The sequence below is a fragment of the Actinoplanes sp. 13 genome, assembly GCF_056134165.1.
In genome coordinates, this window is the sequence record NZ_JBVYOQ010000008.1 from 75,836 (window position 1) to 99,180 (window position 23,345).

Annotated in this window: 18 protein-coding genes; 12 read left to right on the top strand and 6 right to left on the bottom strand. The window is 72.5% G+C overall.

Translation table 11 applies throughout. The features are described from left to right. Positions 1 to 53 precede the first annotated feature (53 nt). Entirely contained in the window at positions 54 to 650 is a 597-nt protein-coding gene (locus AC0NH5_RS18565) for a M15 family metallopeptidase (protein ID WP_474405312.1), read from the top strand. A 21-nt stretch (positions 651 to 671) separates the two neighbouring features. Here the strand turns inward: AC0NH5_RS18565 and AC0NH5_RS18570 are convergent, their stop codons facing one another. After that, positions 672 to 1,460, bottom strand: coding sequence for a methyltransferase domain-containing protein (locus AC0NH5_RS18570; protein WP_474405313.1), 789 nt, complete (start codon positions 1,458 to 1,460; stop codon positions 672 to 674). 102 nt (positions 1,461 to 1,562) lie between these two features. On the opposite strand from AC0NH5_RS18570, the gene AC0NH5_RS18575 reads away from it, so the two are divergent. The 4 genes from AC0NH5_RS18575 (at position 1,563) to AC0NH5_RS18590 (ending at position 8,266) form a co-directional block, all read left to right on the top strand. Further along, complete coding sequence (locus AC0NH5_RS18575) at positions 1,563 to 2,588, top strand: aspartate-semialdehyde dehydrogenase (protein WP_474405314.1); 1,026 nt, start codon at positions 1,563 to 1,565, stop codon at positions 2,586 to 2,588. 137 nt (positions 2,589 to 2,725) lie between these two features. After that, complete coding sequence (locus AC0NH5_RS18580) at positions 2,726 to 2,932, top strand: hypothetical protein (protein WP_474405316.1); 207 nt, start codon at positions 2,726 to 2,728, stop codon at positions 2,930 to 2,932. A gap of 539 nt (positions 2,933 to 3,471) precedes the next feature. Further along, positions 3,472 to 6,708, top strand: coding sequence for a hypothetical protein (locus AC0NH5_RS18585; protein ID WP_474405318.1), 3,237 nt, complete (start codon positions 3,472 to 3,474; stop codon positions 6,706 to 6,708). A 133-nt stretch (positions 6,709 to 6,841) separates the two neighbouring features. After that, on the top strand, positions 6,842 to 8,266 hold the full coding sequence (locus AC0NH5_RS18590) for an RNB domain-containing ribonuclease (RefSeq protein ID WP_474405320.1): 1,425 nt from the start codon (positions 6,842 to 6,844) through the stop codon (positions 8,264 to 8,266). 310 nt (positions 8,267 to 8,576) lie between these two features. Here AC0NH5_RS18590 and panB read toward each other — a convergent pair whose 3' ends face one another. Together panB and AC0NH5_RS18600 are read right to left on the bottom strand one after the other, a co-directional pair. Next, positions 8,577 to 9,407 carry a 3-methyl-2-oxobutanoate hydroxymethyltransferase gene (gene panB, locus AC0NH5_RS18595; protein ID WP_474405321.1) on the bottom strand — a complete coding sequence of 277 codons (831 nt, stop codon included), beginning with the start codon at positions 9,405 to 9,407 and terminating at the stop codon, positions 8,577 to 8,579. Positions 9,408 to 9,481: 74 nt separating this feature from the next. Beyond that, positions 9,482 to 11,260 (bottom strand): NAD+ synthase, encoded by a 1,779-nt coding sequence (locus AC0NH5_RS18600; protein ID WP_474405323.1) that lies wholly within the window; start codon positions 11,258 to 11,260, stop codon positions 9,482 to 9,484. A 114-nt stretch (positions 11,261 to 11,374) separates the two neighbouring features. Between AC0NH5_RS18600 and glnA the strand changes: the two genes are divergently transcribed. The 4 genes from glnA (at position 11,375) to AC0NH5_RS18620 (ending at position 17,274) form a co-directional block, all read left to right on the top strand. Continuing rightward, complete coding sequence (glnA, locus tag AC0NH5_RS18605) at positions 11,375 to 12,727, top strand: type I glutamate--ammonia ligase (RefSeq protein WP_474405688.1); 1,353 nt, start codon at positions 11,375 to 11,377, stop codon at positions 12,725 to 12,727. 54 nt (positions 12,728 to 12,781) lie between these two features. Next, positions 12,782 to 13,207, top strand: coding sequence for a DUF350 domain-containing protein (locus tag AC0NH5_RS18610; RefSeq protein WP_474405325.1), 426 nt, complete (start codon positions 12,782 to 12,784; stop codon positions 13,205 to 13,207). A gap of 195 nt (positions 13,208 to 13,402) precedes the next feature. Next, a complete protein-coding gene (locus AC0NH5_RS18615) occupies positions 13,403 to 14,188 on the top strand; it encodes a type 1 glutamine amidotransferase (RefSeq protein WP_474405327.1) in 786 nt (261 codons plus the stop codon). Further along, positions 14,188 to 17,274 carry a bifunctional [glutamine synthetase] adenylyltransferase/[glutamine synthetase]-adenylyl-L-tyrosine phosphorylase gene (locus tag AC0NH5_RS18620; protein WP_474405329.1) on the top strand — a complete coding sequence of 1,029 codons (3,087 nt, stop codon included), beginning with the start codon at positions 14,188 to 14,190 and terminating at the stop codon, positions 17,272 to 17,274. The genes AC0NH5_RS18615 and AC0NH5_RS18620 overlap by 1 nt, the downstream gene beginning before the upstream one ends. 3 nt (positions 17,275 to 17,277) lie before the next feature. On the opposite strand, the gene AC0NH5_RS18625 is transcribed toward AC0NH5_RS18620, so the two are convergent. Continuing rightward, entirely contained in the window at positions 17,278 to 18,480 is a 1,203-nt protein-coding gene (locus AC0NH5_RS18625) for a hypothetical protein (protein ID WP_474405330.1), read from the bottom strand. Positions 18,481 to 18,557: 77 nt separating this feature from the next. Further along, positions 18,558 to 18,986: a MarR family winged helix-turn-helix transcriptional regulator gene (locus tag AC0NH5_RS18630; RefSeq protein WP_474405331.1), complete on the bottom strand. Its 429-nt coding sequence runs from the start codon at positions 18,984 to 18,986 to the stop codon at positions 18,558 to 18,560. An 83-nt stretch (positions 18,987 to 19,069) separates the two neighbouring features. Between AC0NH5_RS18630 and AC0NH5_RS18635 the strand changes: the two genes are divergently transcribed. Continuing rightward, complete coding sequence (locus tag AC0NH5_RS18635; RefSeq protein WP_474405333.1) at positions 19,070 to 19,279, top strand: hypothetical protein; 210 nt, start codon at positions 19,070 to 19,072, stop codon at positions 19,277 to 19,279. 7 nt (positions 19,280 to 19,286) lie between these two features. Here AC0NH5_RS18635 and AC0NH5_RS18640 read toward each other — a convergent pair whose 3' ends face one another. After that, positions 19,287 to 20,813, bottom strand: a complete 1,527-nt coding sequence (locus AC0NH5_RS18640; protein ID WP_474405335.1) for a hypothetical protein — start codon at positions 20,811 to 20,813, stop codon at positions 19,287 to 19,289. A 57-nt stretch (positions 20,814 to 20,870) separates the two neighbouring features. Here AC0NH5_RS18640 and mptB point away from each other — a divergent pair, with 57 nt between their 5' ends. Beyond that, positions 20,871 to 22,274, top strand: coding sequence for a polyprenol phosphomannose-dependent alpha 1,6 mannosyltransferase MptB (gene mptB, locus AC0NH5_RS18645; RefSeq protein WP_474405337.1), 1,404 nt, complete (start codon positions 20,871 to 20,873; stop codon positions 22,272 to 22,274). After that, entirely contained in the window at positions 22,201 to 23,337 is a 1,137-nt protein-coding gene (locus AC0NH5_RS18650) for a glycosyltransferase 87 family protein (RefSeq protein WP_474405338.1), read from the top strand. Before mptB ends, AC0NH5_RS18650 begins: the two co-directional genes overlap by 74 nt. The last annotated feature ends 8 nt before the right edge of the window (positions 23,338 to 23,345 follow it).

A 23,345-nucleotide genomic window follows, 5' to 3' on the forward strand; every position in this document is an offset into this window, starting at 1 on the left:
GAGGTTTTTCGCGTTGCGGCTCAGTTTTCGTTGCGTGCGCCGAACGAGAAAGCGTGGGTATCGAGGGAGTGAACGCGCGCATCGCCGACATCCAGAGCCGGATCATCGCGCTGCAGACACAGCAGGCCACCACGACCACCGCGGCTCGGACCACCACGCCCAGCGGTGCGACCTTCGCGAACCATCTGCAGAGTGCCGTGGCGTCGGCACAGGGGACGACGGCGACGAATCAGGCACACAAACTCAACGCCAAGGGTATTCCGGTCGACCTCGCCGCGTACGGGAACGGACGGATTCCGGAGAGCGCACTGACCCAGGTCGGTGGAACTCGGCACAAACTGTGGGCGCCGGCGGCGGAGAACCTGAACCGGATGATCGAGGACGCCGAACGGGACGGCGTGACGATCGGTATCACGGACTCGTACCGCCCCTACACCGAGCAGGTGGATCTCGCCCGGCGCAAGGGCCTGTACTCGCAGGGCGGTCTGGCGGCCAAACCCGGCACCAGTGAGCACGGCTGGGGCATGGCCACCGACCTGGACCTGAACACCAAGGCGCTGAGCTGGATGCGGCAGAACGCCGAGAAGTACGGCTTCACCGAGAACGTCCCCCGCGAGCCGTGGCACTGGGCGTTCCGCCCACCCACCTGATCCCGGCCGGCCCGGCGGGGATCAGACCCGGCAGAGGATCTCGCCGTGCGTGATGGCCAGCCAGCCGTCCTCGTCGCCGGCCCACTGCCGCCAGCCGGCCGAGATCCGCTGCAGGTCGGCCTCGGTCGCGGCGCCGGTCCGCAGCGCGGTCGTGGCCATCTCCGACTTCAGCACCCGTTCCGCCCACATGCCGCCCCACCACGCGCGATCCTCCGCGTCGGCGAAGCACCAGACGCTCGCCGTGGCCGTGATGTCGGTGAACCCGGCCGCCCGTGCCCAGGACAGCATCCGCCGGCCGGCGTCCGGTTCGCCGCCGTTGCCCCGGGCCACCCGCTGGTACAGCGCCAGCCACTCGTCCAGCTCGGGCAACAGCGGGAACCAGGTGAAGGCCGCGTAGTCGCTGTCCCGCGCGGCGACCAGCCCGCCGGGGCGGGTGACCCGGCGCATCTCGCGCAGCGCGGCCACCGGGTCGGCGACGTGTTGCAGCACCTGGTGAGCGTGGGTCACGTCGAAGCTGTCGTCCGGGAAGTCCAGGGCGTGCACGTCACCGACCGCGAAGTCCACGTTCGGCAGGTCGATCTGGTCGCGGGCCAGGCCGAGCGCCTCCGGGGTGCGCTCCAGGGCGGTGACCCGGCCGGGTGTGACCCTGCCCGCCAGGTCGGCGGTGATGGTGCCCGGACCGCATCCGACGTCCAGGAGGGAGATTCCGGAGGAAAGATGCGGCAACAGGTACGCCGCCGAATTCTCTGCGGTGCGCCAGCGGTGTGAGCGCAAGACCGACTCGTGGTGCCCGTGCGTGTACGTCGCCATGCCCTCGAAGCTAGACCTTCGATCCTCAAATGTGGGACACCGTTCCCACTATTTGAACAACGTGATTTCTTGGTACGCAGTTCAGGCCGTATTTTGGTGTCCATGAGGATCGGCATCGTGGGCGCGACGGGACAGGTCGGTGGCGTCATGCGCCGCATCCTGGCCGAGCGCCAGTTCCCTGTGACCCAGCTCCGGCTCTTCGCCTCCGCCCGCAGCGCGGGCCGCACCCTCGGTTGGGGCGACGGCGAGGTGACCGTCGAGGACGCCGCCACGGCTGACTACCGCGGCCTCGACATCGTGCTCTTCTCCGCGGGAAAGGGCGGCTCCAAGGAGTACGCGCCACGCGTCGCCGAGACCGGCGCGGTCGTCGTCGACAACTCGTCCGCCTGGCGGATGGACCCCGAGGTGCCGCTCGTCGTGGCCGAGGTGAACCCGGACGCCGCCCGGGTGCGCCCGAAGGGCATCATCGCCAACCCGAACTGCACCACGATGGCCGCGATGCCGGTGTTGCGCCCGCTGCACGACGCCGCCGGCCTGGTCTCCTTCATCGCCACCACCTACCAGGCCGTCGGCGGCGCCGGTCTGGCCGGCGTGGCCGAGCTCGACGAGCAGGTCAAGAAGGTGGCCGACCGGGCGACCGAGCTGACCCACGACGGGTCCGCGGTGGAGTTCGGTGAGCCCAAGGTCTTCCCGAAGCCGATCGCGTTCAACGTCATCCCGCAGGCCGGCTCGTTCGTCGACGACGGCAGCTTCGAGACCGACGAGGAGCAGAAGCTCCGCAACGAGAGCCGCAAGATCCTCGACCTGCCCGAGCTGCTGGTCTCCGGGACCTGTGTGCGGGTGCCGGTCTTCACCGGCCACTCGCTCCAGGTCAACGCCCGCTTCGCCCGGCCGCTCACGCCCGGGCAGGCGCGTGAGCTGCTCGCCGCAGCGCCCGGCGTCGAGATCTCCGACGTGCCCACCCCGCTGCAGGCGGCCGGCCGCGATCCGTCCTACGTGGGCCGGTTCCGCGTCGACCCGACCGCGGAGAACGGACTGTCCTTCTTCATCTCCAACGACAACCTCCGCAAGGGTGCGGCGCTCAACGCCGTGCAGATCGCCGAGCTGCTCGCGACCGAGCTGAGCTGACCTCCACGCGCCAGAAACCGCCCCGGCCCATATCGGCCGGGGCGGTTTCGTCGTTTTCTGGCCTTTCCACAATGGAAATCTAGGACTTTTTGCCCGAATCGGTAGCGCTTGGCCGGTTTTAGCGGCACAGTGATGGAATGAACGACAGTGGGCTCGGCGGAGCGGGCTACTTCTGGTGCCTCCGCGACCACCGGGTGGAGAGCGGCGACGACGTCTGTCCCGCTCAGTACCGGCTCGGTCCCTACGCCACGGCTGACGAAGCGACGCGGGCACTCGAGACGGTCGAGAAGCGCAATGCCGATTGGGATGCCGAGGACGCCCGCTGGACAGGGGAAGCCAGCTAACCGCCCGGTGCCGGGAGTCCAACCGGAGCCGCGCATCCCAGGCGCGGACGTGCCCGCAGTCATCCGCAAGGAGGAACACCTCGATGCCCGCTGCCTCGATGCCCGCTTCAAAGAGGGCCTCGGCGAGACCCGCTGCCCCCGGCGCGGCCTCAAAGAACAAGAGCACTTCCCCGGGTACGGGTGGAAGCGCGGCCGCCGCCGTCCCGGCCCGCAGGCCCACTGCCTCCAGGAACCCCGCACCCACCACAGCCGCGAAAACCAAGCCGGCTGCTGCCCGCAACGCCGCCCCTGCTTCGGCCGCGAAGACCAAGCCGGCCGCCGCCCGCAACGCCGCCCCTGCTTCGGCCGCCAAGGCCAAGTCCGCCGCCGCGCCCGCCCCCCGGCGTAAGGCCGCGCCCGTCGCGGTGCCCGCGTCCACGCGTAAGGCCGCGCCCGTCGCTGCGAAGACGACCCCGCGAGCTGCCGGCCCCAAGAGTGCTGTTGCCAAGGCTGCTGGGCCGAAGGCTCCGAAGACTGCTGCGCGGACGACGGCGAAAACGGTGCGGAACACACCCGCGACAGCCGCCAAGAAGACGGCGCCCGCACCCCGGGCGGGCGGCTCCACCAAGGCTGCTCCGGCCGCGAAGGGGGCCCGGACGACGTCGGCAAAGCAGATCGCGCCGGCCAAGCGCGTCGCGGCCGCGACCACCTCGAAGGCGGCCCGCTCCGCTGCCACGTCGGTGACGCTGAAGACACCGGCCGCCGCGAAGCCGGCCAAGGCGACGATCGGAAAGACGGCCTCGGGCAAGGCGGCCACGAAGGCTGCGCCCACCAAGGCTGTCGCCACCAAGGCTGCCGCTACCAAGGCCACTGCCACCAAGGCGACTCGTGTGAAGGCGACGGCGCCCAAGGCTGTCAGCAAGGCCGTGGCACCCAAGGCGGCGAGTACGCGGGCCGCTGCGGTGAAGGCCCCAGCCTCGAAGGCGGCGGTCAAGAAGGCTCCCGAGGCGAAGGTTCCCGCGCAGGCAGGATGGACGGCGGGCAAGGTAGCTGCTCCGAAGAGCCGTGCCGGGACCGCCGCCGGCACACCGGTCCAGACCGGACGGTCGAAGACGGCACCCGTGCCCCGGGCGGCTCGGTCCAAAGCTGTTGTAGCCGCCGGGCCGGCGCGGACCCGTACGAAAGCTGTAGTGGCGGCCGAGCCCATGAAGGGCCGGGCCAAGACCGCTGCCGCGTCCGGCCGTGGGCAGGCGAAGAGCGCTGTTACACCCGGCCGAGGGCAGGCGAAGGTGGCTGCCGCCTCCGGGCGAGGGCGGTCGCCGGGCAGTGTGGTCGTGCCGGCGGCTCCGGTGCGGGCCGGTGGCAGGCCACGCCGGGTTGCGGCAGCGATGAGCAACCTGCCGAAGTCGCAGATCACGGTTTCCACCGGGGACCTCGACGAGCCGGCGAGCGCGGCCGGGACCGAGCCGCAGACCGGCGTCGTGGAACCCAGCCACTTGTCGGATGTGCCGTTCCTGGGCGGCTGGTTCCCCCCGGCCGCCGGACCGGCCAGCCCGGAGCGCGACTCCGAGCAGTGGGGAGCTGACCGGCCCGATCTGGAGGCGGTCGGATCCGCCGAGACGGGGCTGCGGTTCAGCGGGTCGCCGGCCGGTTCGGAAAACAATCCGGACGCGGCCGCGGTGGGTGTCGCACGGGTTTCCGCGCCGGGACCGCTCGGCGAACCGGACACCATGCTGGTCGACCGGACCACCGGCGCGTCGACGCCGGTCGAGGAGGCCACGCCTGAGGCTGTGGCGGCAGCCAAGAAACCGCCCCTGGTCCGCCCGATCCGCGCGAGCCGTGCCGCGAAACGGGCGTTCCGCCCGGCACTCGGCGGCGAGGATGCGGGCCGGTCCGCGGAATCGGCCGGAGACGATGCGTCTCGCTCCGGAACCGAGGAACGCGCCGAGCGTGCGGAGCGGCTGGCCGGGGCGGCGGAAGCTACCGGTGCTGCTGCCGAGATCACCGAGACGGCGGCCGCGGCGGCTGGAGACGCGGCGCAGGCGGCCGGTGAAGCGGCCAAGGCGGCGGAGAGCGCGGCAGTGGCTGCAGGAACGGCGGCGATGGCGGCGGGTTCCGCGGCCAAGGCAGCCGAGGCTGTGGCCGAGGCGGAACTCGAGGCCGAGACGGCGACGAGCGGCCGTCCCGGCGGTGTGCGGGGCCGGAGGCCGAGGGGTGCGGCTCCCGCGAGGAAGGCCATCGGTTCGAAGGCGACGGCCTCCAGGGCCACGCCGAAGGGCACCGCCACGAAGGCGGTCGGGGCGAGGGCCGGCGCAGGAAGAACGGCTGAGGTCAAGCCGGCGGGCACCAAGGCGACCCGGATGAAGGCGACCACCCCCAAGGCTGCTGCCAAGGCGACCGTTTCGAAGACGGCCCCCAAGCCGACTGCCACGAAGTCCACGGCGACCAAGGCGTCGGCGACCAAGGCGTCGGCGACCAAGGCGACGGCTGCCAAGACCGCAGGCAAGGCGACCGCGACGAAGGCTGCGGCTACCAAGGCGACTGCGTCCAAGAGCGCAGCCAAGGCAACCGCCACCGGGACCGCGACCAAGGCGACTGCGACGAGGGCCGCTGCTACCAAGGCGACTGCGTCCAAGGCGACTGCGTCCAAGGCCGCTCCGAAGGGGACCGCGACGAAGACTGCAGCGGCCAGGACCACGGCGACCAAGGCGGCCGGTACCAGGGCCGCGGCAACCAAGGCGACGGCGAGCAAGGCCACGAAGGCCACTGTGAGCAAGGCAACGAAGGCGACCGCGACCAAGGCCACGGCTACGAAGGCGGCCAGGACCAGGGCGGGAGCTGCCAAGGCCACGGCTGCGAAGGCTGCCACGAGGGCGACTCCCACGAAGGCGACCGCCACGAAGGCGACCGCGAAGAAGGTGGCTGCCACGAAGGCGACTGCCACGAAGGCGACCGGTTCGCGGGCGACCAAGAGCACAGCTGCCAAGAGCACAGCGACGAAGACTGCGGCGACGAAGACTGCGGCGGCCAAGAGCACGGCGGCGAAGCGGACGGCTGCCAAGAGCACGGCGGCGAAGAGTGCGGCTGTGAAGAGCACGGCTGCCCGGTCTGCGGGGAGCAAGGCGACCGGGGCCGGGGCGCGCAAGGCCGCACCGGTGAAGGCTGCCGGCCGGGCGTCCGCGCTGAAGACGGCTGAGAAGAGGGCGGTCGCGCAGACGGCTCGGGCCAGGTCCGCTGTGGAAGCTGCGAGGTCGGCTGTCACCAAGGCGGCCCGGGCCGCTGAGGCGGCGGTCAGCGAGATGGCGGCCGAGGTGGGTACGGCCTCCGTCACCGCGAAACGGGCCGTGAAGGCCGCGAAGCAGGTCACCGCGAAGTCGCCGGCCAAGCGTGCGGCGAACAACTCCACCGCGGCCAAGGCGGGCCGGGACCAGTCGAACGAGGCCAAGACGACGCGGAAGACGCGTACGTCGGGCGCCAACACCAGCGGTGGCGCACGCACCGCCGGGGCGACCAGGACCGCCCGCAACACGGCCAAGGCGGCGCCGGCCAAGGCCACCCGCAACACGGCCAAGGCGGCGCCGGTGAAGACGGCACGCAACACGGCCAAGGCGGCCTCGGCACGCAACACGGCCAAGGCGGCCCCCGCGCGCACCGCGGCCAAGGCGACCACGGCGAAGGCGGCGTCGGCCAGGACCACCCCGGCGAAGGCGGCGTCGACCAGGGCCGCTCCGGCGAAGGCGGCAGCTGCCAAGGCCACCCCGGCGAAGGCCACCCGGACCGCGGCACGCAGGCGCTGAACGTGACCCGGTCGTGGCCGTAGCGCGAGCAACGGCCACGACGGGGGAGCGGAGCGGGACGACAGGACAGTGCGAGCGGGCCACGCCGACCGGTGTGGCCCGCTTCCGCGCGTACCCCTGGTAGGAATGACCCGTGCCGATCAAAGTGGTGCTGGCCCCGCAGATCGATTTCTCGGTGCTGCGGCGCGAGCAGAACCTGCCGGAGCAGTTCGGGGAAGCGGTGCTCGCGGAGGCGGAGGACGCCGCCCGCACCACGCCGCTGCCGGTGACCGACCGCACCGACATCCCGTTCGTGACCATCGACCCGGCCACGTCGCGGGACCTGGACCAGGCCATGCACCTGAGCCGGCGGGCGGACGGCGGTTACCGGGTGCGGTACGCGATCGCCGACGTCGCGTCCTACGTGCGCCCGGGCGGGCCGCTCGAGGCCGAGAGCTGGGTGCGCGGCCAGACCATCTATCTGCCCGACGGGCGGATCCCGTTGCACCCGCCGGTGCTCAGCGAGGACGCCGTCAGCCTGCTGCCGGGCGGTGACCGGGCGGCCGTGCTCTGGACGATCGACCTGGACGCGGACGGAGCGACGGCCGCCGTCGAGGTGGAGCGGGCCCGGGTGCGCAGCCGCGCCAAGCTGGACTACGAGGGTGTGCAGCGGCAGCTCGACGCCGGGACCGCGGACGAGTCGATCGTTCTGTTGCCGGAGATCGGCACGTTGCTGGCCCGGCGGGCGGCCGACCGGGGCGCGGTCAACCTGCCGCTGCCGGCGCAGGAGGTCGAACGGGACGGCGACGGCTGGCGGCTGGTGCTGCGGGCGCCGCTGCCGGTGGAGGAGCACAACGCGCAGATCTCGCTGCTCACCGGCATGGCCGCGGCGCAGATCATGCTGGACGCCGGGATCGGCCTGTTACGGACGATGCCGGCCCCGAAGCCGGAGGCGGTGGCGAAGCTGCGGGCGGCCGCCGGGCCGCTGGGCGTGGGGTGGCCCGAGGGCGCGACGGTGGGTGCGGTGGTGGGTTCGGTGGATCCGGGCAGCCCGCGCGGCGCGGCTTTTCTCGATCAGGCTGCCGAGCTGCTGCGCGGTGCGGCCTACACGGCTTTCGGCCCCGGCACACCGCCGCCCGCGGATGCCGGGCACGGCGGGGTGGGCGCTCCCTACGCGCACGTCACGGCGCCGTTGCGGCGGCTCGCTGACCGCTATGCGACGGAGATCTGCCTTGCGGCGTACGCGCGAAGCCCGGTCCCCGAGTGGGCCGCCGAGGCACTGCCGCGCCTGCCGAAGGCAATGTCGAGCACCGACCGGGTGGCGTCCGCCGCCGACCGCGGCGCGATCGACCTGGCCGAGGCGGTCCTGCTGGAGCACCGGGTCGGGGAGACGTTCGAGGTGGCGGTCGTGGACGTGGAGGAGGGCAACGGGAAGCGCCCGCCGCAGGGCACGGTGGCCCTGGACGAGCCGGCGGTCCGGGCGAAGTGCTTCGGCGACCTGCCGCTCGGGCACCGCATCGAGGTCCGCCTGACCACCGCCGACCCCACCACCCGCACAGTCCGCTTCGAATACCCCTGACCCGCGTGTGAAGTTCCGGTTCGGTACGCACCCGAACTTCACACGAGGAAGGCGGCAGCCGGTTGTGTGAAGTTGCGGTTCGCTACGCACCCGAACTTCACACGTGGGCTGGCGCGCGATAACGGGCAGCTGAGTATGGGGAGGCGGCGGGCGGTTGTGTGAAGTTGAGGCGCGGAGCGCGCCTCAACTTCACACGCGGGGTGGGCGCGCCGTGGCAGGTCCGCCCGGAACGGGCGCGATGAGGCCGGGGACGGCAGCCGGCCCGGCCCGTAGGCTCGGGACCGGGCCGGCTCGTACCAGAACAGGGTTTTTAGAAGGTGTGCTCCGCGGCCGGGAACTCGCCGCCGCGAACCTCCGCGGCGAACTGGCGTGTCGCCTCGGTCAGTGTGCCGGCGAGATCGGCGTAACGCTTCACGAAGCGCGGTGCCTTGCCGGTGCGCAGCCCGGCCATGTCCTGCCAGACCAGCACCTGGGCGTCGGTGTCCGGACCGGCGCCGATGCCCACCGTGGGGATGTGCAGCTCCTTGGTGATCAGCTTGGCGACCTCGCCCGGCACCATCTCCAGGACCACCGCGAAGGCGCCCGCGTCGGCGACCGCCCGGGCGTCCGCCACCACCTCGGCGCCCTCGTTCTCGCGGCCCTGCACGCGGTAACCGCCGATGGTGTGCTCACGCTGCGGTGTGAAGCCGATGTGCGCCATCACCGGGATGCCGGCGCCGGTGATCGCCTCGATCTGCGGCGCCACCCGGCGGCCGCCCTCGAGTTTGACGGCGTGGCAGCCGCCCTCCTTCATGAACCGGACGGCGGTGCGCAGGGCCTGGGTGGGGCCCTCCTCGTAGGAGCCGAACGGCAGGTCACCGACGATCAGCGCGGTCTTCGTGGCCCGGACCACGGCCTTGACCAGCGGCAGCATCTCGTCGACCGTGACCGGCAGGGTGGTCTCGTGGCCGTAGACGTTGTTCGCCGCGGAGTCGCCGACCAGCAGCACCGGCACGCCGGACTGGTCGAAGATCGAAGCGGTGTACATGTCGTAGGACGTGAGCATCGGCCACCGGTCGCCGCGGGCCTTCGCGTTGATCAGGTCGCGGGTGCGGACCCTGCGGGTCGGCGGACCACCGTACAGCGTGGGGATCTCGGACATGACGGTCTCCTCCCTCGAGGCCGCGCGGATGCGGTCCCCGGGTGCCGCCCATTCTGCACCCCGGAACCAGGGTTTCACGACCCTTCGCGGAAGGCGTTCGTGATGGGCAGACGGCGGTCGCGGCCGAACGCCTTGCCGGAGATCTTGGTGCCCGGAGCGGACTGGCGGCGCTTGTACTCGGCGATGTCGGTCATCCGCAGCACCCGGTCGACCAGCGCCGCGTCGTTGCCGGCCGCGATCAGCTCGTCCCGCCCGAGGTCGTGATCCACGTAACCCTTGATGATCGGGTCGAGGATCGCGTAGTCGGGCAGCGAGTCGGAGTCCTTCTGGTCCGGGCGCAGCTCGGCGCTGGGCGCCTTGGTGATCGAGTTCTCCGGGATCGGCGGGGTGCCGGGCCGGGTGTTCCGCCAGCGGGCCAGCTGCCACACCATCGTCTTCGGCACGTCCTTGAGCGGGTTGAAGCCGCCGACGCTGTCACCGTAGAGCGTGGAGTACCCGACCGCGATCTCGCTCTTGTTGCCGGTGGTCAGCACCAGATGGCCTTCCTGGTTGGAGAGCGCCATCAGGATCACCCCGCGGACCCGAGCCTGCAGGTTCTCCACGGCCAGGCCGGAGAGCGACATGTTCGCGAGAAACGCGTCGACCATCGGCTGGATCGGCTCCGAGCGGTAGTCGAGGCCGGTGCGCGCGGCCAGGTCGGCGGCGTCGTCGCGGGAGTGCCCGGAGGAGTACCCGCTGGGCATCGAGACGCCGACGACGCGGTCCGGGCCGAGGGCGTCGACGGCGATGGCGGCGACCACGGCGGAGTCGATGCCGCCGGAGAGGCCGAGGATCACCGAGGGGAAGCGGTTCTTGTCGACGTAGTCCCGCAGGCCCATGGTCAGGGCGGTCCAGATCTCCTCCTCGTCGGCGATCCGGTCGGCGATGCCACCGTCGATCCGTTGTCCCGGCTTCCCGAGGTTCAGGGCGACCTCGGCGCGCTGGATGCCCATGTCGTCAGCGATCGTCTGCTCGACCTCGGGCTTCGCCGCATCTGTCGAGCCCTCCCGGTTGGGTGCGGCGTCGGCGAGCGGCAGGTCCAGGTCGTGGACCAGCAGTTCCTCGGTGAACTGCCCGGCCCGGGCCAGCAGCTCCCCGTCCGGCGACACGATGATCGAGTCCCCGTCGAAGACCAGCTCGTCCTGGCCGCCGATCGCGTTCACGTAGGCCACCGTCGCCCCGGCCTCCGCCGCGCGCCGCTGCACCAGGGGCAGGCGGACGTCGTCCTTGTTCAGCTCGTACGGCGAGGCGTTGATGTTCACCACCAGGCCGGCGCCGGCCCGGCGCGCCGCGGTGAACGGGCCGCCGGCCTGCCAGATGTCCTCGCACACGGTCAGCGCCACGTCCACCCCGCCGAGCCGCACCACGGTCAGCGTGTCGCCCGGCTCGAAGTAGCGGTCCTCGTCGAACACCCCGTAGTTCGGCAGGTGGTGCTTGAAGTAGGTGGCCACCACCTCGCCGCCGTGCAGCAGCGCGGACGCGTCCCGCCGCCCGCTGCCGGGCACCGCGTCGGCGCTGGTGGCGGGCGGGCCGTCGGCGTCCACGTAACCGACCACCACGGCCAGGTCGCCCAGCCCGTCGGCGGCCAGGTCCGCGGCGAGCTTGCGCAGCGCCGTCCGGGACGCCTCGACGAACGAGTTCCGGAAGACCAGGTCCTCGATCGGATAGCCGGTCAGCATCATCTCGGGGAACGCCACCAGGTTCGCCCCCGCGTCGGCTGCCGCCCGTGACCAGCGGCGGACCGCCGCCGCGTTGCCGGGAATGTCACCGACTGTCGAGTTCACCTGGGCCAGGGCGATGCGCAGCGTGGGCATGGCCGACATTCTTCCCCCTGTCGGAGGCTTTCGATCCTGACCCGGGCCGACGTCACAGGGGGTGGTCAGCGTAGTCTCGGCTCGATAGGCAGGTGTGGAGGACGAGGGGTGGCAGTGGATCGTCAGCAGGAGTTCGTGCTTCGCACGCTCGAGGAACGCGACATCCGTTTCGTCCGGCTCTGGTTCACCGACGTGCTCGGCACGTTGAAGAGCGTGTCGGTCGCCCCGGCCGAGCTCGAGTCCGCCTTCGAGGAGGGCATCGGCATCGACGGCTCGGCGATCGAGGGCTTCGCCCGGGTCTACGAGTCGGACATGGTCGCCATGCCGGACCCGACCACCTTCCAGGTCTTCCCGTTCGAGGGCGGCGTCAGCGGCGAGAGCGCCCGGATGTTCTGCGACATCCTGCTGCCCGACGGCAACGCCGCCTGGGCCGACCCGCGGCACGTGCTGCGCCGCGCCCTCGCCAAGGCCGCCGAGAAGGGCTTCACCTTCTACACCCACCCCGAGGTCGAGTTCTTCCTGATCCAGGACGGGCCGCACGACGGCTCGGTGCCGATCCCGGTGGACACCGGCGGCTACTTCGACCACACCACGCACGCCGTGGCCCGCGACTTCCGCCGCCAGGCCGTGCTCGCGCTGGAGCGGATCGGCATCTCGGTCGAGTTCAGCCACCACGAGGTCGCGCCCGGCCAGCAGGAGATCGACCTGCGGTACGCGGACGCGCTCACCACCGCCGACAACATCATGACGTTCCGGCACGTGGTCAAGGAGGTGGCGCTCTCGCAGGGGGTGCGGGCCACCTTCATGCCGAAGCCGTACACCGACCAGCCCGGCTCCGGCATGCACACCCACCTGTCGCTGTTCGAGGGCGAGCGCAACGCCTTCTACGACAGCGAGGACCCGCAGAAGCTGTCCAAGACGGCGCGGGCGTTCATCGCGGGTCTGCTCGTGCACGCCCGGGAGTACACGGCTGTCACCAACCAGTGGGTGAACTCGTACAAGCGGCTGTTCCCGCTCCAGTTGCCGGACCGGATCACCGAGTCGCCGGCGTTCGTGAGCTGGGGCCACCTCAACCGGTCCGCGCTGGTGCGCGTCCCCGCGTTCGGCAAGCCCAACTCGGCCCGCGTCGAGGTCCGCTCGATCGACTCCGCGGCCAACCCGTACCTCGCCTTCGCGGTGATGCTCGGCGCCGGTCTCAAGGGCATCGAGGAAGGGTACGAGCTGCCGCCCGGCGCCGAGGATGACGTGTGGTCGCTCTCCCCGGCCGAGCGGAAGGCGGCGGGCTACGACGCGCTGCCGGAGAACCTGTCCGAGGCGATCGACGTGATGTCCGGCAGCGAACTCATCGCCGAGGTGCTCGGCGAGCACGTGTTCGACTTCTTCCTGCGGAACAAGCGCGCCGAGTGGGAACAATTCCGGCGCGAGGTCACACCGTACGAGCGTCAGCGCTATCTCGGCGCGCTCTAGTAGATCGACTCCGCTACGGTCTTGACCGGATAACACGCGACAGAGGAGAAGGCCGTGCTGCAAGATCTGCTGGAGGGCGCCGGGCGCAGCATCGTGTTCGGGCTGATCGGCATCGGGTTGATGGCCGTCGGCTACGTGCTGGTCGACCTGCTCACCCCGGGCAAGCTGAAAGACCTGATCTTCGCGGAGCGCAACCCGAACGCCGCGCTCCTGCTGGCCGCCAACCAGCTCGGCATCGCGGCGATCGTGTTCACCGCGATCTTCACGAGCTACGAGTCGTTCGGCCAGGGCGTCGCCTCGACGCTGCTGTTCGGCCTGATCGGCATCGGCATCATGGGCATGGCGTTCCTGGTGCTCGACTGGATGACCCCCGGCAAGCTCGGCGAGGTCATCTGCACTCCCGAACGCCACGGCGGCGCCCTGGTCAGCGCGGCTTCGCACTTCGGCGCGGCCCTGATCGTCTGCGCCTGCATCTCCTGACGAGGCACACCGCGCGGGCGAAGGCTGACTGCCTTCGCCCGCGCTTCTTTTTTCTGTACGCACCAAAGCGTCCCCCAGCAGCTCCGCCTGGGTCGAGTGCCGACGGGATGGCGTCCCCCATCCTGTTGGTCAGGGGATCTCCGCCGGACACAGCGACCCCGGCAGCCGGCCGGACCGGTCCGCTAGCCTCGACACGTGGGCACCGCACTTGTCATCGAGAACGATCCGACCGACGACCTCCGGCGTCTCGGCGACTGGCTGGACGAGGCCGGCCTGGAGGTCACCGTCCTCCGGCCGTACGCCGGCGACACCCTTCCGCCTGACCTCGACGGGCACATCGCCCTGATCGTGCTCGGCGGTGATCAGAGTGCCTACCCGGACGCCGCCGGCGAGCCCGGCGCCCCCTGGTTCCCGGCGCTGGAGGGGCTGCTGCGCAAGGCGGTCCGCTACCGGGTGCCGACTCTCGCGGTCTGCCTGGGCGCCCAGCTGCTCGCCGTCGCGCACGGCGGGTCGGTCGAGCGCAGCACCTCCGGGCCGGAGATCGGTCCCGGCCTGGTCGGCAAGCGTGACGCCGCCGACTCCGACCCGCTGTTCAAGTGGGTTCCGCTGCTGCCGGACGTGGTCCAGTGGCACCGTGACGAGATCACCGAGCTGCCGATGAACGCGGTGCTGCTCGCCGCCTCCAGCCGTTACCCGCATCAGGCGTTCCGGATCGGGGACCGGGCCTGGGGTCTGCAGTTCCACATCGAGTGTGACGCCGACATGTTCGCCGACTGGACCCGGATCGGCGGCTCCGAGCTGGATGAGCTGGGCTACGACCCGGAGCTGGTGACCGCCGCGGTGGCCGCGACGCTGGCCGACGTGGAGGAGGTGTGGCAGCCGTTCGCGGTTCGCTTCGCCTCGCTGGCGCTGGGCACGCTGCCCGGCGCCGACATCCCCAATCCCGGCACCGGCCGGACCCTGCCGCTGCTGGGGCAGTGATGACCAGGCCCACCCGGCTGGCCCGGTACGGCTTCGCCGACAACGGCGCCCGGGCCACCGACCTGCTCGGCGCCGAGGGCCTGCGACTGTGGGACGCCGGCACGCAGGGCCCGGCGGACGGGACCGCCGCCGAACTGCTCGAGTCGCTCTCCAGGGCCGCCGACCCGAACCTGGCATTGCGCCAGCTGCACCGGCTGGTCGACGCGGTGGGGCGGGCGGCGGAGCGGGCCGGGGGGAACCGGCCGGGCCCGGGCGGACCGCTGATCAGCAACGCGGCCACCGGCGAGCTGCTCGGTGCGCTGCACACCGACCACGGGTTGCGCCGCCGGTTGATCGCGGTGCTGGGCGCCTCGTCGACGCTCGGCGACCACCTGGCGGCCAACCCGGACGAGTGGCGCACGCTCGCCACCGGCCGCAGCGGCCTTCCGCCGGACGCCGAGGGGGGCCTGGCGTTGACGGAGAGCGGCGCGGGCGGCTCGAGCGGCGCCGACGGTAAGAGCAGCGACAGCGGCGGGAGCGCGCCGAGCGGCACCATCGACGGGGGCGAGCTGACCGTCCCGGCGCTGCGGAGGGCGTACCGCATCTCGCTCCTGCGCATCGCCGCAGCCGACCTGACCGGCGGCAGAGGGCTGGAGCCCACCATGGCCGCCCTCTCCCGGCTGGCGGACGAGACGCTGGCCGCGGCCTACGCGATCGCGGTGGCCGGTCTGCCGGCCGGCACGCCGGAGCCGCGGCTGGCGGTCGTCGCGATGGGCAAGTGCGGCGGCAACGAGCTGAACTACGTCTCCGACGTCGATGTGATCTTCGTGGCCGCCGGGGACGAGGATCTGAGCGCGGGCACCACGGTCGCGGCCCGGCTGATCGAGATCTGCGGGCAGGTGGCCTGGCCGGTGGATGCCGCGTTGCGGCCGGAGGGCAGCCGTGGCCCGCTGGTCCGCACACTCGCCAGCCACCAGGCGTACTACCGGCGCTGGGCCCGGACCTGGGAGTTCCAGGCGCTGCTCAAGGCGCGGCCGGCCGCCGGCGACCTGGCTCTGGCGCAGGAGTGGATCGCGGATCTGGCGCCGCTGGTCTGGCATGCCGCGGAGCGCCCGGAGGCGGTCGCCGACGTCCGCGACATGCGCCGCCGGATCATCGACAACGTGCCGCCCAAGGAACTGGACCGGGAGATCAAGCGGGGTCCGGGCGGGCTGCGCGACATCGAGTTCGCGGTGCAGCTGCTGCAGCTGGTGCACGGCCGGGTGGACGAGTCGCTGCGGGCGCCGGGGACGCTTCCGGCGCTGCGCGCCCTGGTCGCCGGCGGCTATGTGGGACGCCAGGACGGCGAGACGTTGCTGCGCGGGTACCGCTTTCTGCGCGGCGTCGAACACCGGCTTCAACTGCAACAACTCAAGCGTACGCACACTGTGCCGGACGATCCGGCCGGAGTGCGCTGGCTGGCGGCCGCCCTCGGGTACACGGCGATGCCGGGCCGGGCCGCGGTCGAGGCGTTCCGCTCGGACTGGGTGGGTCACGCCGCGAACGTCCGCCGGCTGCACGTCAAGCTGCTCTATCAGCCGCTGCTCGAAGCGGTCGCCCGGGTGCCCGCCGAGGAGCTGCGGATGACGCCCGAGTCGGCCCGCAAGCGGCTGGAGATCCTCGGTTTCGCCGATCCCGGTGGCGCGCTGCGGCACCTGGAGGCGCTGACCGGCGGGGTGACGCGGACCGCGGCGATCCAGCGGACCCTGCTGCCGATGCTGTTGCAGGATTTCGCGGACGCCCCGGAACCGGATCGCGGGCTGCTCAACTACCGGCACGTCTCGGACAAGCTGGGCAGCACCCCGTGGTACCTGCGGCTGCTGCGCGACGGTGGCCCGGTGGCCCGGCGGCTGGCCCGGGTGCTGAGCCTCTCCCGGTACGCGACGGATCTGCTCACCCGGGACCCGGAGGCGCTGCGCCTGCTCGCCGAGGACCACGAGTTGCAGCCCCGCCCGCGGGAGTCGCTGCTGGACGGGTTCGCCGCGGCCGGCGACCGGCACAGCGACCCGGTCCAGGCGATCTCCGCGGTCCGCGCGCTGCGGCGGCGCGAGCTGTTCCGGCTCGCCTGCGCCGACATCCTGCGCAACGGCGAGGATCTGGCGCCGGACCGGCCGCTCGACGTCGCCCGGATCGGGGTGGCGCTCGCCGACGTCACCGACGCCACGCTGGGCGCGGCGCTGCGGATCGCCTGCCGCGCCAGGCCGGGCCCGGACGGGATGCGTTTCGCGATCATCGGGATGGGCCGTCTCGGCGGGTACGAGATGAGTTATCCCTCCGACGCCGACGTGCTCTTCGTCTATGACCCGCCGCCCGGCGTGCAGGACAGCGGGGCCGGTCCCGCGGCGCACGCGATCGCCGAGGAGTTGCGCCGGCTGCTGCAGGCCCCGGCGCCCGACCCGGCCCTCGGCGTCGACGCCGATCTGCGGCCGGAGGGCCGGCAGGGGCCGCTGGTCCGCAGCCTGCAGGCGTACCAGCAGTACTACGCGCGCTGGTCGAAGGTGTGGGAGGCGCAGGCGCTGCTGCGGGCCCGGTTCATCTGTGGTGACGCGTCGCTCGGCGCCGAGTTCGAGAAGATGGCCGACGGGATCCGCTATCCGTCCGGGGGGCTCACCCGCGAGCAGGTCATCGAGATCCGCCGGATCAAGGCGCGGGTGGAGACCGAGCGGCTGCCCCGCGGCGCGGACCCGCACACCCACACCAAACTGGGCCGGGGCGGTCTGGCCGACGTGGAGTGGGCGGTCCAGCTGCTTCAGCTGCGGTACGCCCACGAGTTCCCCGGCCTTCGGCGGACCCGCACGTTCGAGGCGCTCGAGGCGGAGGTGGCCGCCGGTCTCGTGGATCAGCAGGACGCCGAGGCGATGACCGCGGGCTGGACGCTGGCCGCCGAGGTGCGCAACGCGCTCACGCTGGTCCGCGGCCGCCCCACCGATCAGCTTCCCCGGCACGGGGACGAACTGGCGGGCGTGGTGCTTCTGATGGGCGGCGGCGACCCGGGCGAGTTCGTGGATCGTTATCTGCGGCTGACCCGGCGGTCGCGGGCGGCGATGGAGCGGGTGCTGGAGTCCTGACGGTCAGCACGGGGTGGACGTGCCGTCACCCCGCACGATCCGGTACGCGTCTTGCTTGCCGCTGATCGTGTAGGTCACCCGCCACAGCGTGCAGGTCTCCGCCGGCCGTTGCTCGGGCCCGTCGCCGGCCTCCTGGTCGCTGCGGAACGTCACGACGGCACGCATCCGGCCGCCGCCGGCCCTGGTGAGACGGCGGAGCACGACGTCGGAGTCCCGGGCGGTGGCGGTGCCGTCGGAGAACGCGGCCATCTGCTCGGGGTCGCCGGGGTCGAGTTCCCCGGACGGGTCGAAGACCCCGGCGACCGTCTCGTAGTCCTTCTCGTTGATGCCGGTGAAGTACGTCTCGAACATCGCGGCGACGCCCGCGGCCCGCGGGTCGGCCACCGAGGGGTCCACCGTCACCAGCCGGGCCGGGGCGCTCTCGATGGTGGGGGTGGGCCGGGGCGCCGGGGGCCTGGTGGTGGTGGCGGGGGCGGCCGCGGTCGGCTGGGCGCCCGGTCCTGAGCGGAGCAGCCGCGGCCCGGCCAGCAGCGCGGCGGCGGCGAGGGCGGCGACGAGCACGGCCACCGGCAGCGCGGGGACCAGGCGGCTGCGCCGCGGCGCTTCGGGGTCGAGCGGGCCGGGCCCGGCGGGTTCGGCTGGTTCGGCTGGTTCGGGGATCCAGGCGACCGGGCGGTCGGCGCGCTCCGGTATCCACACGACGGTGGGCTCGGACGGCTCGTCCGGGCGGGCGCGGGCGACCGCGGGCCCGGGCGGGTCGGCGCGGGAACCGGTGAAGTCCGGCGGGTCGGCGCGGGCGCCTGGGGGGTCCGGCGGGGCGGCGCGGGGGCGCGGGGGCATCGCGGGCGGCGCGTTCCGGGGTGCGGAAGGCGGGCCGGCGCGGAAGCCGGGTGCCGGCGCGGGCGGGCGGGATCGCCCCGGCGGCTCCCACTGCGCGCCCGGTGGCCGGTCCTGGCCGGACATGACCTCCTGCGTCGGCATCGGCTCCCGCGGCGCGATCGGCTCCCAGGTCGCGACCGCCGGCTCCCACGGCGCGGGCAGCGGCGGCGCCGGCCGGGCCGGTGGCGGCTCCCAGCGGGCCGGCCCCACGTCGAGCTCCCGGTCCGTCGTTCTCGGGTGCGCGCACACCGAGCAGTTCCCCGGCATGACCACGTTCGTCTCGCCGCAGTTCGCGCAGATCCACATCCGTCGGTCCGGTCCCGGCATGGTCCTTAAGGTGCGCCGGAAAACCGGTCAATCGCCAGGGTTGTCCCTCGTAAGGTCCACTCCGGGCAGCGAATTCATCACTTGGTGGCGGCGGCGATCACCCGGGTCAGCGCCTCGTGGACGCCGCGCAGGTCCTCGATCGGCAGGCCCAGCCGCTCCACCACCGCGGGCGGGATCCGCTCCGCCTCGGCGCGCAGCTCCCGGCCCCGGGCGGTCAGCGTGATCGCCAGGCTGCGCTCGTCGGCCGGGTCCCGCTCGCGGCGCAGGTAACCGATCGATTCGAGGCGCTTGAGCAGCGGCGAGAGGGTGCCGGGGTCGAGCTGGAGCAGCTCGCTGAGCCGGCGCACGGAGAGCGGCGCGTGCTGCCAGAGGGCGAGCATCACCAGGTATTGCGGGTGGGTGAGGCCCATCGGCTCGAGCAGCGGGCGGTAGATCGCCACGACGCTGCGGGCGGCGACCGACAGGGCGAAGCACACCTGCTGCTCCAGAGCCAGGGGGTCAGTCACGTGCACAACTCCTCAGGTCGACGGCTACTCTACCAATAGTTGGGGTGCCAATGGTTTGTGTACAAAGTGATGAGGAGAGCGCTGTGTCGAAGTTCTCGGCGTGGTTCCACCGGACGTTCGACGACTGGTTCTTCCGCTCGATGATCGGCCCGGCGCAGACCAAGGGTGCGGTGCACGGTGCCGACCACTTCGCCCGTGAGCAGTGGAAGCGCGACCTCGAGAACCGCAAGCGCTACACGCGCGAGCAGCGCGAACGCAAGCGCGCCGAGCGCGATTCCCGGCGCACGAACTGAGACGGACCTAGAGCAGGCTGCTGCTCAACGTGTAGCGCCCGGCGGCCGGGACCCGGAGCCGGGTCCACTCGCCGTCGGCGGTCACCTCGGCGCCACCGGAAGCGGTCAGCCGGCGGTGATGGCGGACCCGCACGGCGATCTCGCCGGCCGCGGGCGCGTCCAGCACGATCGCGGCGCCGTCCTGCCGGACCAGCGTCGCCGGGGCGGCGACGATCGGCTGCGGGGCGGCCACCGCGTACAGCCGCCAGTGCGGATCGGCCCAGATCAGCGTGAGGTACGGGAGGCCGCCGGTCACCAGCTCCGCCTCCGCCCGCCCCGGCCACGCGAGCTCGGCGTCCGGCACGGCCACGAACTGCACCGCCTGCTCGGCCAGCCAGGCCCGGTAGCTGTCCGCGGTCAGCGGCACGCCGGTGCCGGTGGCCCCCGGCACCGTGGTGAAGAACAGCGGGTTCCGGTCGATGTCGGCCTGCCGCAGCCAGCCCCGGGCCAGCGGGATCTCGCCCATGTGGGCGGCCTCCCAGTACGCCCGGGTCGGCGGGATCTCCACCCGCCCGGTCAGCGTCCCGGCGGCCAGGCGCTCCCGCAGCGGCGCGAAATAGGCCGGGTCGGCGGCCGGGTTGCCGATGTCCCGCACGTCGTCGAGCACCACCGGCGGCTGCCACCAGAAGACCGCCGCGAGAAGCACCGGAAGCGCCAGCCGGGCGCGCGGCACGACGGCGTACGCCGCCAGCACCGGCAGTCCGAACATCACCGCCAGCCGGGTCGCGTTCAACCCGACCGGCGTGTGGATCAGCGCCGCGGCGAGCACCCCGGCCGACGCCAGCGCCGCCCCGATCCGCACCGCCCGGATCGGCACGAGCACCGCCACGACCAGCCCGGTCACGACCGCACGGATGGTGTCGGTGCGGCTGATGTTCATCCACCCGCCGTCCCCGAACAGCAGCGAGACGACGGCCAGCGGGACCGCCGCGGGCACGGCCACCAGCAGACCGGCACGGACGCGACCGGACAGCGCGAGCGCAACCCCGGCCAGCCCGGTGAACAGGCCGGCCACCGGGCTCGTCGCTGCGGCGAGGAAGGCCGGCAGGGCGGCCAGGCGGCGCAGCCGCGGCACGGTGAGCAGCGTCAACGCGGCGATTCCCAGACAGACCCCGAGGCCGTACGTGACACGCCCGCTCACCAGGTTCCCGGCGAATCCGACCGTCCCGAGGGCGGCGCCGAGCCACGGGCGCGCCGCCCCGGTACGCCGGAACAGCACCGCCAGCAGCACCGGACCCGCGACGAGCGTCACCACCCCGGTGGCACGGACGCCGAGCAGCGCCATCACGGGCTGGGAGACCAGGCTGTAGCCGAACTGCTCGACCCCCGCGTACCAGCGCAGGTCGACCGGGGTGAGACCGTGCGCGGCGAAGAACCCGGCGCGGGCGCTCTGGGCGGCCAGATCCGAGCCCATCGGGGGCAGCAGCAGATAGCCGGTGCCGAGAGCCGCCGCCACCAGCGCGGTGCTCCACTCCAGCCGGTGCCGGGCCCACATCACGCCGACAGTACCGGTTGGCCGGGGGTTGCAGCGTGTCACGGTAGGGTCGTCGCCATGCCTCGTCCGTTCCTCGTCCGATACGTGGGGCTGGCAGGCAGTCTGCTCCTGGCGGTGGCCGCCTGGCAGGGCGGTGCGGAGAGCCCGTGGGAACCCACGGTGACGCCCGCCACGATTTTCGCCGGGCGTGACGGCGTGCTGCTGCCGGTGGCCTGGCTGGTCGGCACGCTGCTGCTGACCGGCGCCTGGTGGGCCGGCCGGCGGGACGTCCCGTCCACCCGGTGGGCGTTCGTGACGGCCGCGCTGTGGGCGGCGCCCCTGCTCCCCGGTCTGCCACTGGCCAGTTACGACGTCTACTCCTACGCCTGTCAGGGCTGGCAGCAGGCGGCCGGGCTCAACCCGTACGCCGGTGGTGTCGATCTTCTGGGTTGTCCCTATGCCGACGCCGTCGCACCGACCTGGCGCGCCTCCCCGGCCCCCTACGGCCCGGTGTTCCTGGTGCTCGCCGCGGCGGCCGCGAAGCTGGGCGGCTCGCTCGGCGGGACCGTCGCGCTGCTGCGGCTGATCGCCGTGCTCGGTGTGGTGGGAATCGCTGCCTGCCTGCCGGCGCTGGCCCGCCGGGCCGGGGTGCCACCCGCGCGGGCGGTCTGGCTGGTGCCGGCCTGCCCGCTCGTGCCGATCCACCTGGTCTCCGGCGCGCACAACGAGGCGGTGATGCTCGCGCTGCTGCTCGCCGGGCTGGTGATCGCGGCCTCCTCACCGGCCGTGCCCCGGATGCTGCTCGCGGGCGCGCTGCTCGGTCTGGCGGTCGGGGTGAAGGCGACCGCGGTGGTCGTCCTGCCGTTCGTCGTGCTGCTGTACCCGGGCCGGTTCTGGCGTGCGGTCGCGGCGGTCGGTGGGGGAGCGGCCGGCGCGCTCGCGGTCGTGTCGCTCGCCTCCGGCCTGGGCCTCGGCTGGATCTCCGGGCTGACCGGCAGCGGCGTCTCGGTGCAGTGGACCGCCCCGCCCACCGCGATCGGGATGACCCTCGAACTGTTCGGCGTGCCGGGAGCGGTCGACGTCAGCCGGATCATCGGCCTGGTGGTGCTGGCGATCACGCTGGTCGTGCTCTGGTGGCGGGCCCGGCGCCGGGATCCGCTGTCGCACGCGGGGTTCGCGCTGGCCGCGACCGTGCTGCTCGCCCCGGTCTTCCATCCCTGGTACGCCCTCTGGCCCCTCGCCGTCGTCGCCGCGACGCTGCGGCGCGAGACCCTCTGGCTGGTCGCGCCGTGTGCGGTGGCCGCCGCCCTCTGCCTGCCGGACGGTTACAACCTGGCGTTGGCGAGCAAGACACAGGGCGCGATCGTGATGACGCTGCTCGCCGGATATCTAGTGTGGAAAGTGCTGCATGAAGCGAATCGCAACAGTGGCCGGCCTGGCCTCGATCACGGTGCTCCTGATCGTTCTGGCCGGGCTCCGTAACGAGTTCTTCGACTCGAAGGTCTATTACGGGGCGGTCGAGTACTGGTTCCGCGACGACGGCATGGTCTACGACTGGATGCGGCCGGAGACGCCGTACGGCTTCACCTATCCGCCGTTCGCGGGCCTGGTGATGATGCCGATGGCGTACCTGCCGTTCCCGCTCGTCGTGGTGATCGCCACGATCGGCACCGTGGTCACCACCGCGCTGCTGGTCCGGTGGCTGGTGGGCCCGCTGGTCCGGCGCAAGGGCTGGACCCCCTGGTTCGCCTTCGCCGTCGCGCTCTGCCTCGCACTGAGCTTCGAACCGGTCCGCGAGACGATCACGTTCGGCCAGGTGAACACTCTCCTGCTGACGCTGGTCGCCGCGGACATGCTCTTCGGCGTCGCCCGGAACCGCCGATGGGCCGGCGCCGGCATCGGCCTGGCCGTGGCGATCAAACTGACACCCGGCGTCTTCATCCTCTACCTGCTGGTCACCCGGCGGTGGCGGGCGGCCGCGACGGCGATCGGCGCGGCGGCCGGCGCCACCCTGCTGGCCGGCGCGCTCTTCCCCGACCAGTCCCGGGAGTTCTGGACGTCGGCGCTCTGGGACACCAACCGGGTCGGGCTGCTGCACTACCTCTCCAACCAGTCCGAACGCGGGCTGCTGGCCCGGTTGCCGATCGACAGCGTGGAGGCGACGCTCTGGGTGGTGTGCGTGCTGGCAACGCTGGCGGTCTGGGCCTGGCGGGTCGGGACGGCGCCGTCGGACGTCGTCGGCGGGCTGGCGCTGACCGGGGTGCTGGGGTGCCTGATCAGCCCGGTCACGTGGATCCACCACTGCGTCTGGCTGATCCCGGCGCTGATCAGGTGCTGGGAGCTCGGCCGCCCCTATCTGGCCGGCTCCGCCTACCTCGTGATGACCTCGCACGTCACCTGGCTCTGGGAGAGCCGGCCCCGTCCACCGCTGGAACTGATCGGCGGCAACATTTATGTCTGGTTCAGCCTGGCTCTGCTGCTCCGGACACCGATCGGCACCCGTCGTTCGTCTGACGTCCACGAACCGGACAAGATCATCGCGTAGTCAGGGCG

Coding starts and splice junctions, on each gene's coding strand:
- AC0NH5_RS18570 (WP_474405313.1), bottom strand. CDS start 1,460: ATGGCGACGTACACGCACGGGCACCACGAGTCGGTCTTGCGCTCACAC.
- AC0NH5_RS18575 (WP_474405314.1), top strand. CDS start 1,563: ATGAGGATCGGCATCGTGGGCGCGACGGGACAGGTCGGTGGCGTCATG.
- AC0NH5_RS18580 (WP_474405316.1), top strand. CDS start 2,726: ATGAACGACAGTGGGCTCGGCGGAGCGGGCTACTTCTGGTGCCTCCGC.
- panB (WP_474405321.1), bottom strand. CDS start 9,407: ATGTCCGAGATCCCCACGCTGTACGGTGGTCCGCCGACCCGCAGGGTC.
- AC0NH5_RS18600 (WP_474405323.1), bottom strand. CDS start 11,260: ATGCCCACGCTGCGCATCGCCCTGGCCCAGGTGAACTCGACAGTCGGT.
- AC0NH5_RS18620 (WP_474405329.1), top strand. CDS start 14,188: ATGACCAGGCCCACCCGGCTGGCCCGGTACGGCTTCGCCGACAACGGC.
- AC0NH5_RS18625 (WP_474405330.1), bottom strand. CDS start 18,480: ATGCCGGGACCGGACCGACGGATGTGGATCTGCGCGAACTGCGGCGAG.
- AC0NH5_RS18640 (WP_474405335.1), bottom strand. CDS start 20,813: ATGTGGGCCCGGCACCGGCTGGAGTGGAGCACCGCGCTGGTGGCGGCG.
- mptB (WP_474405337.1), top strand. CDS start 20,871: ATGCCTCGTCCGTTCCTCGTCCGATACGTGGGGCTGGCAGGCAGTCTG.
- AC0NH5_RS18650 (WP_474405338.1), top strand. CDS start 22,201: ATGAAGCGAATCGCAACAGTGGCCGGCCTGGCCTCGATCACGGTGCTC.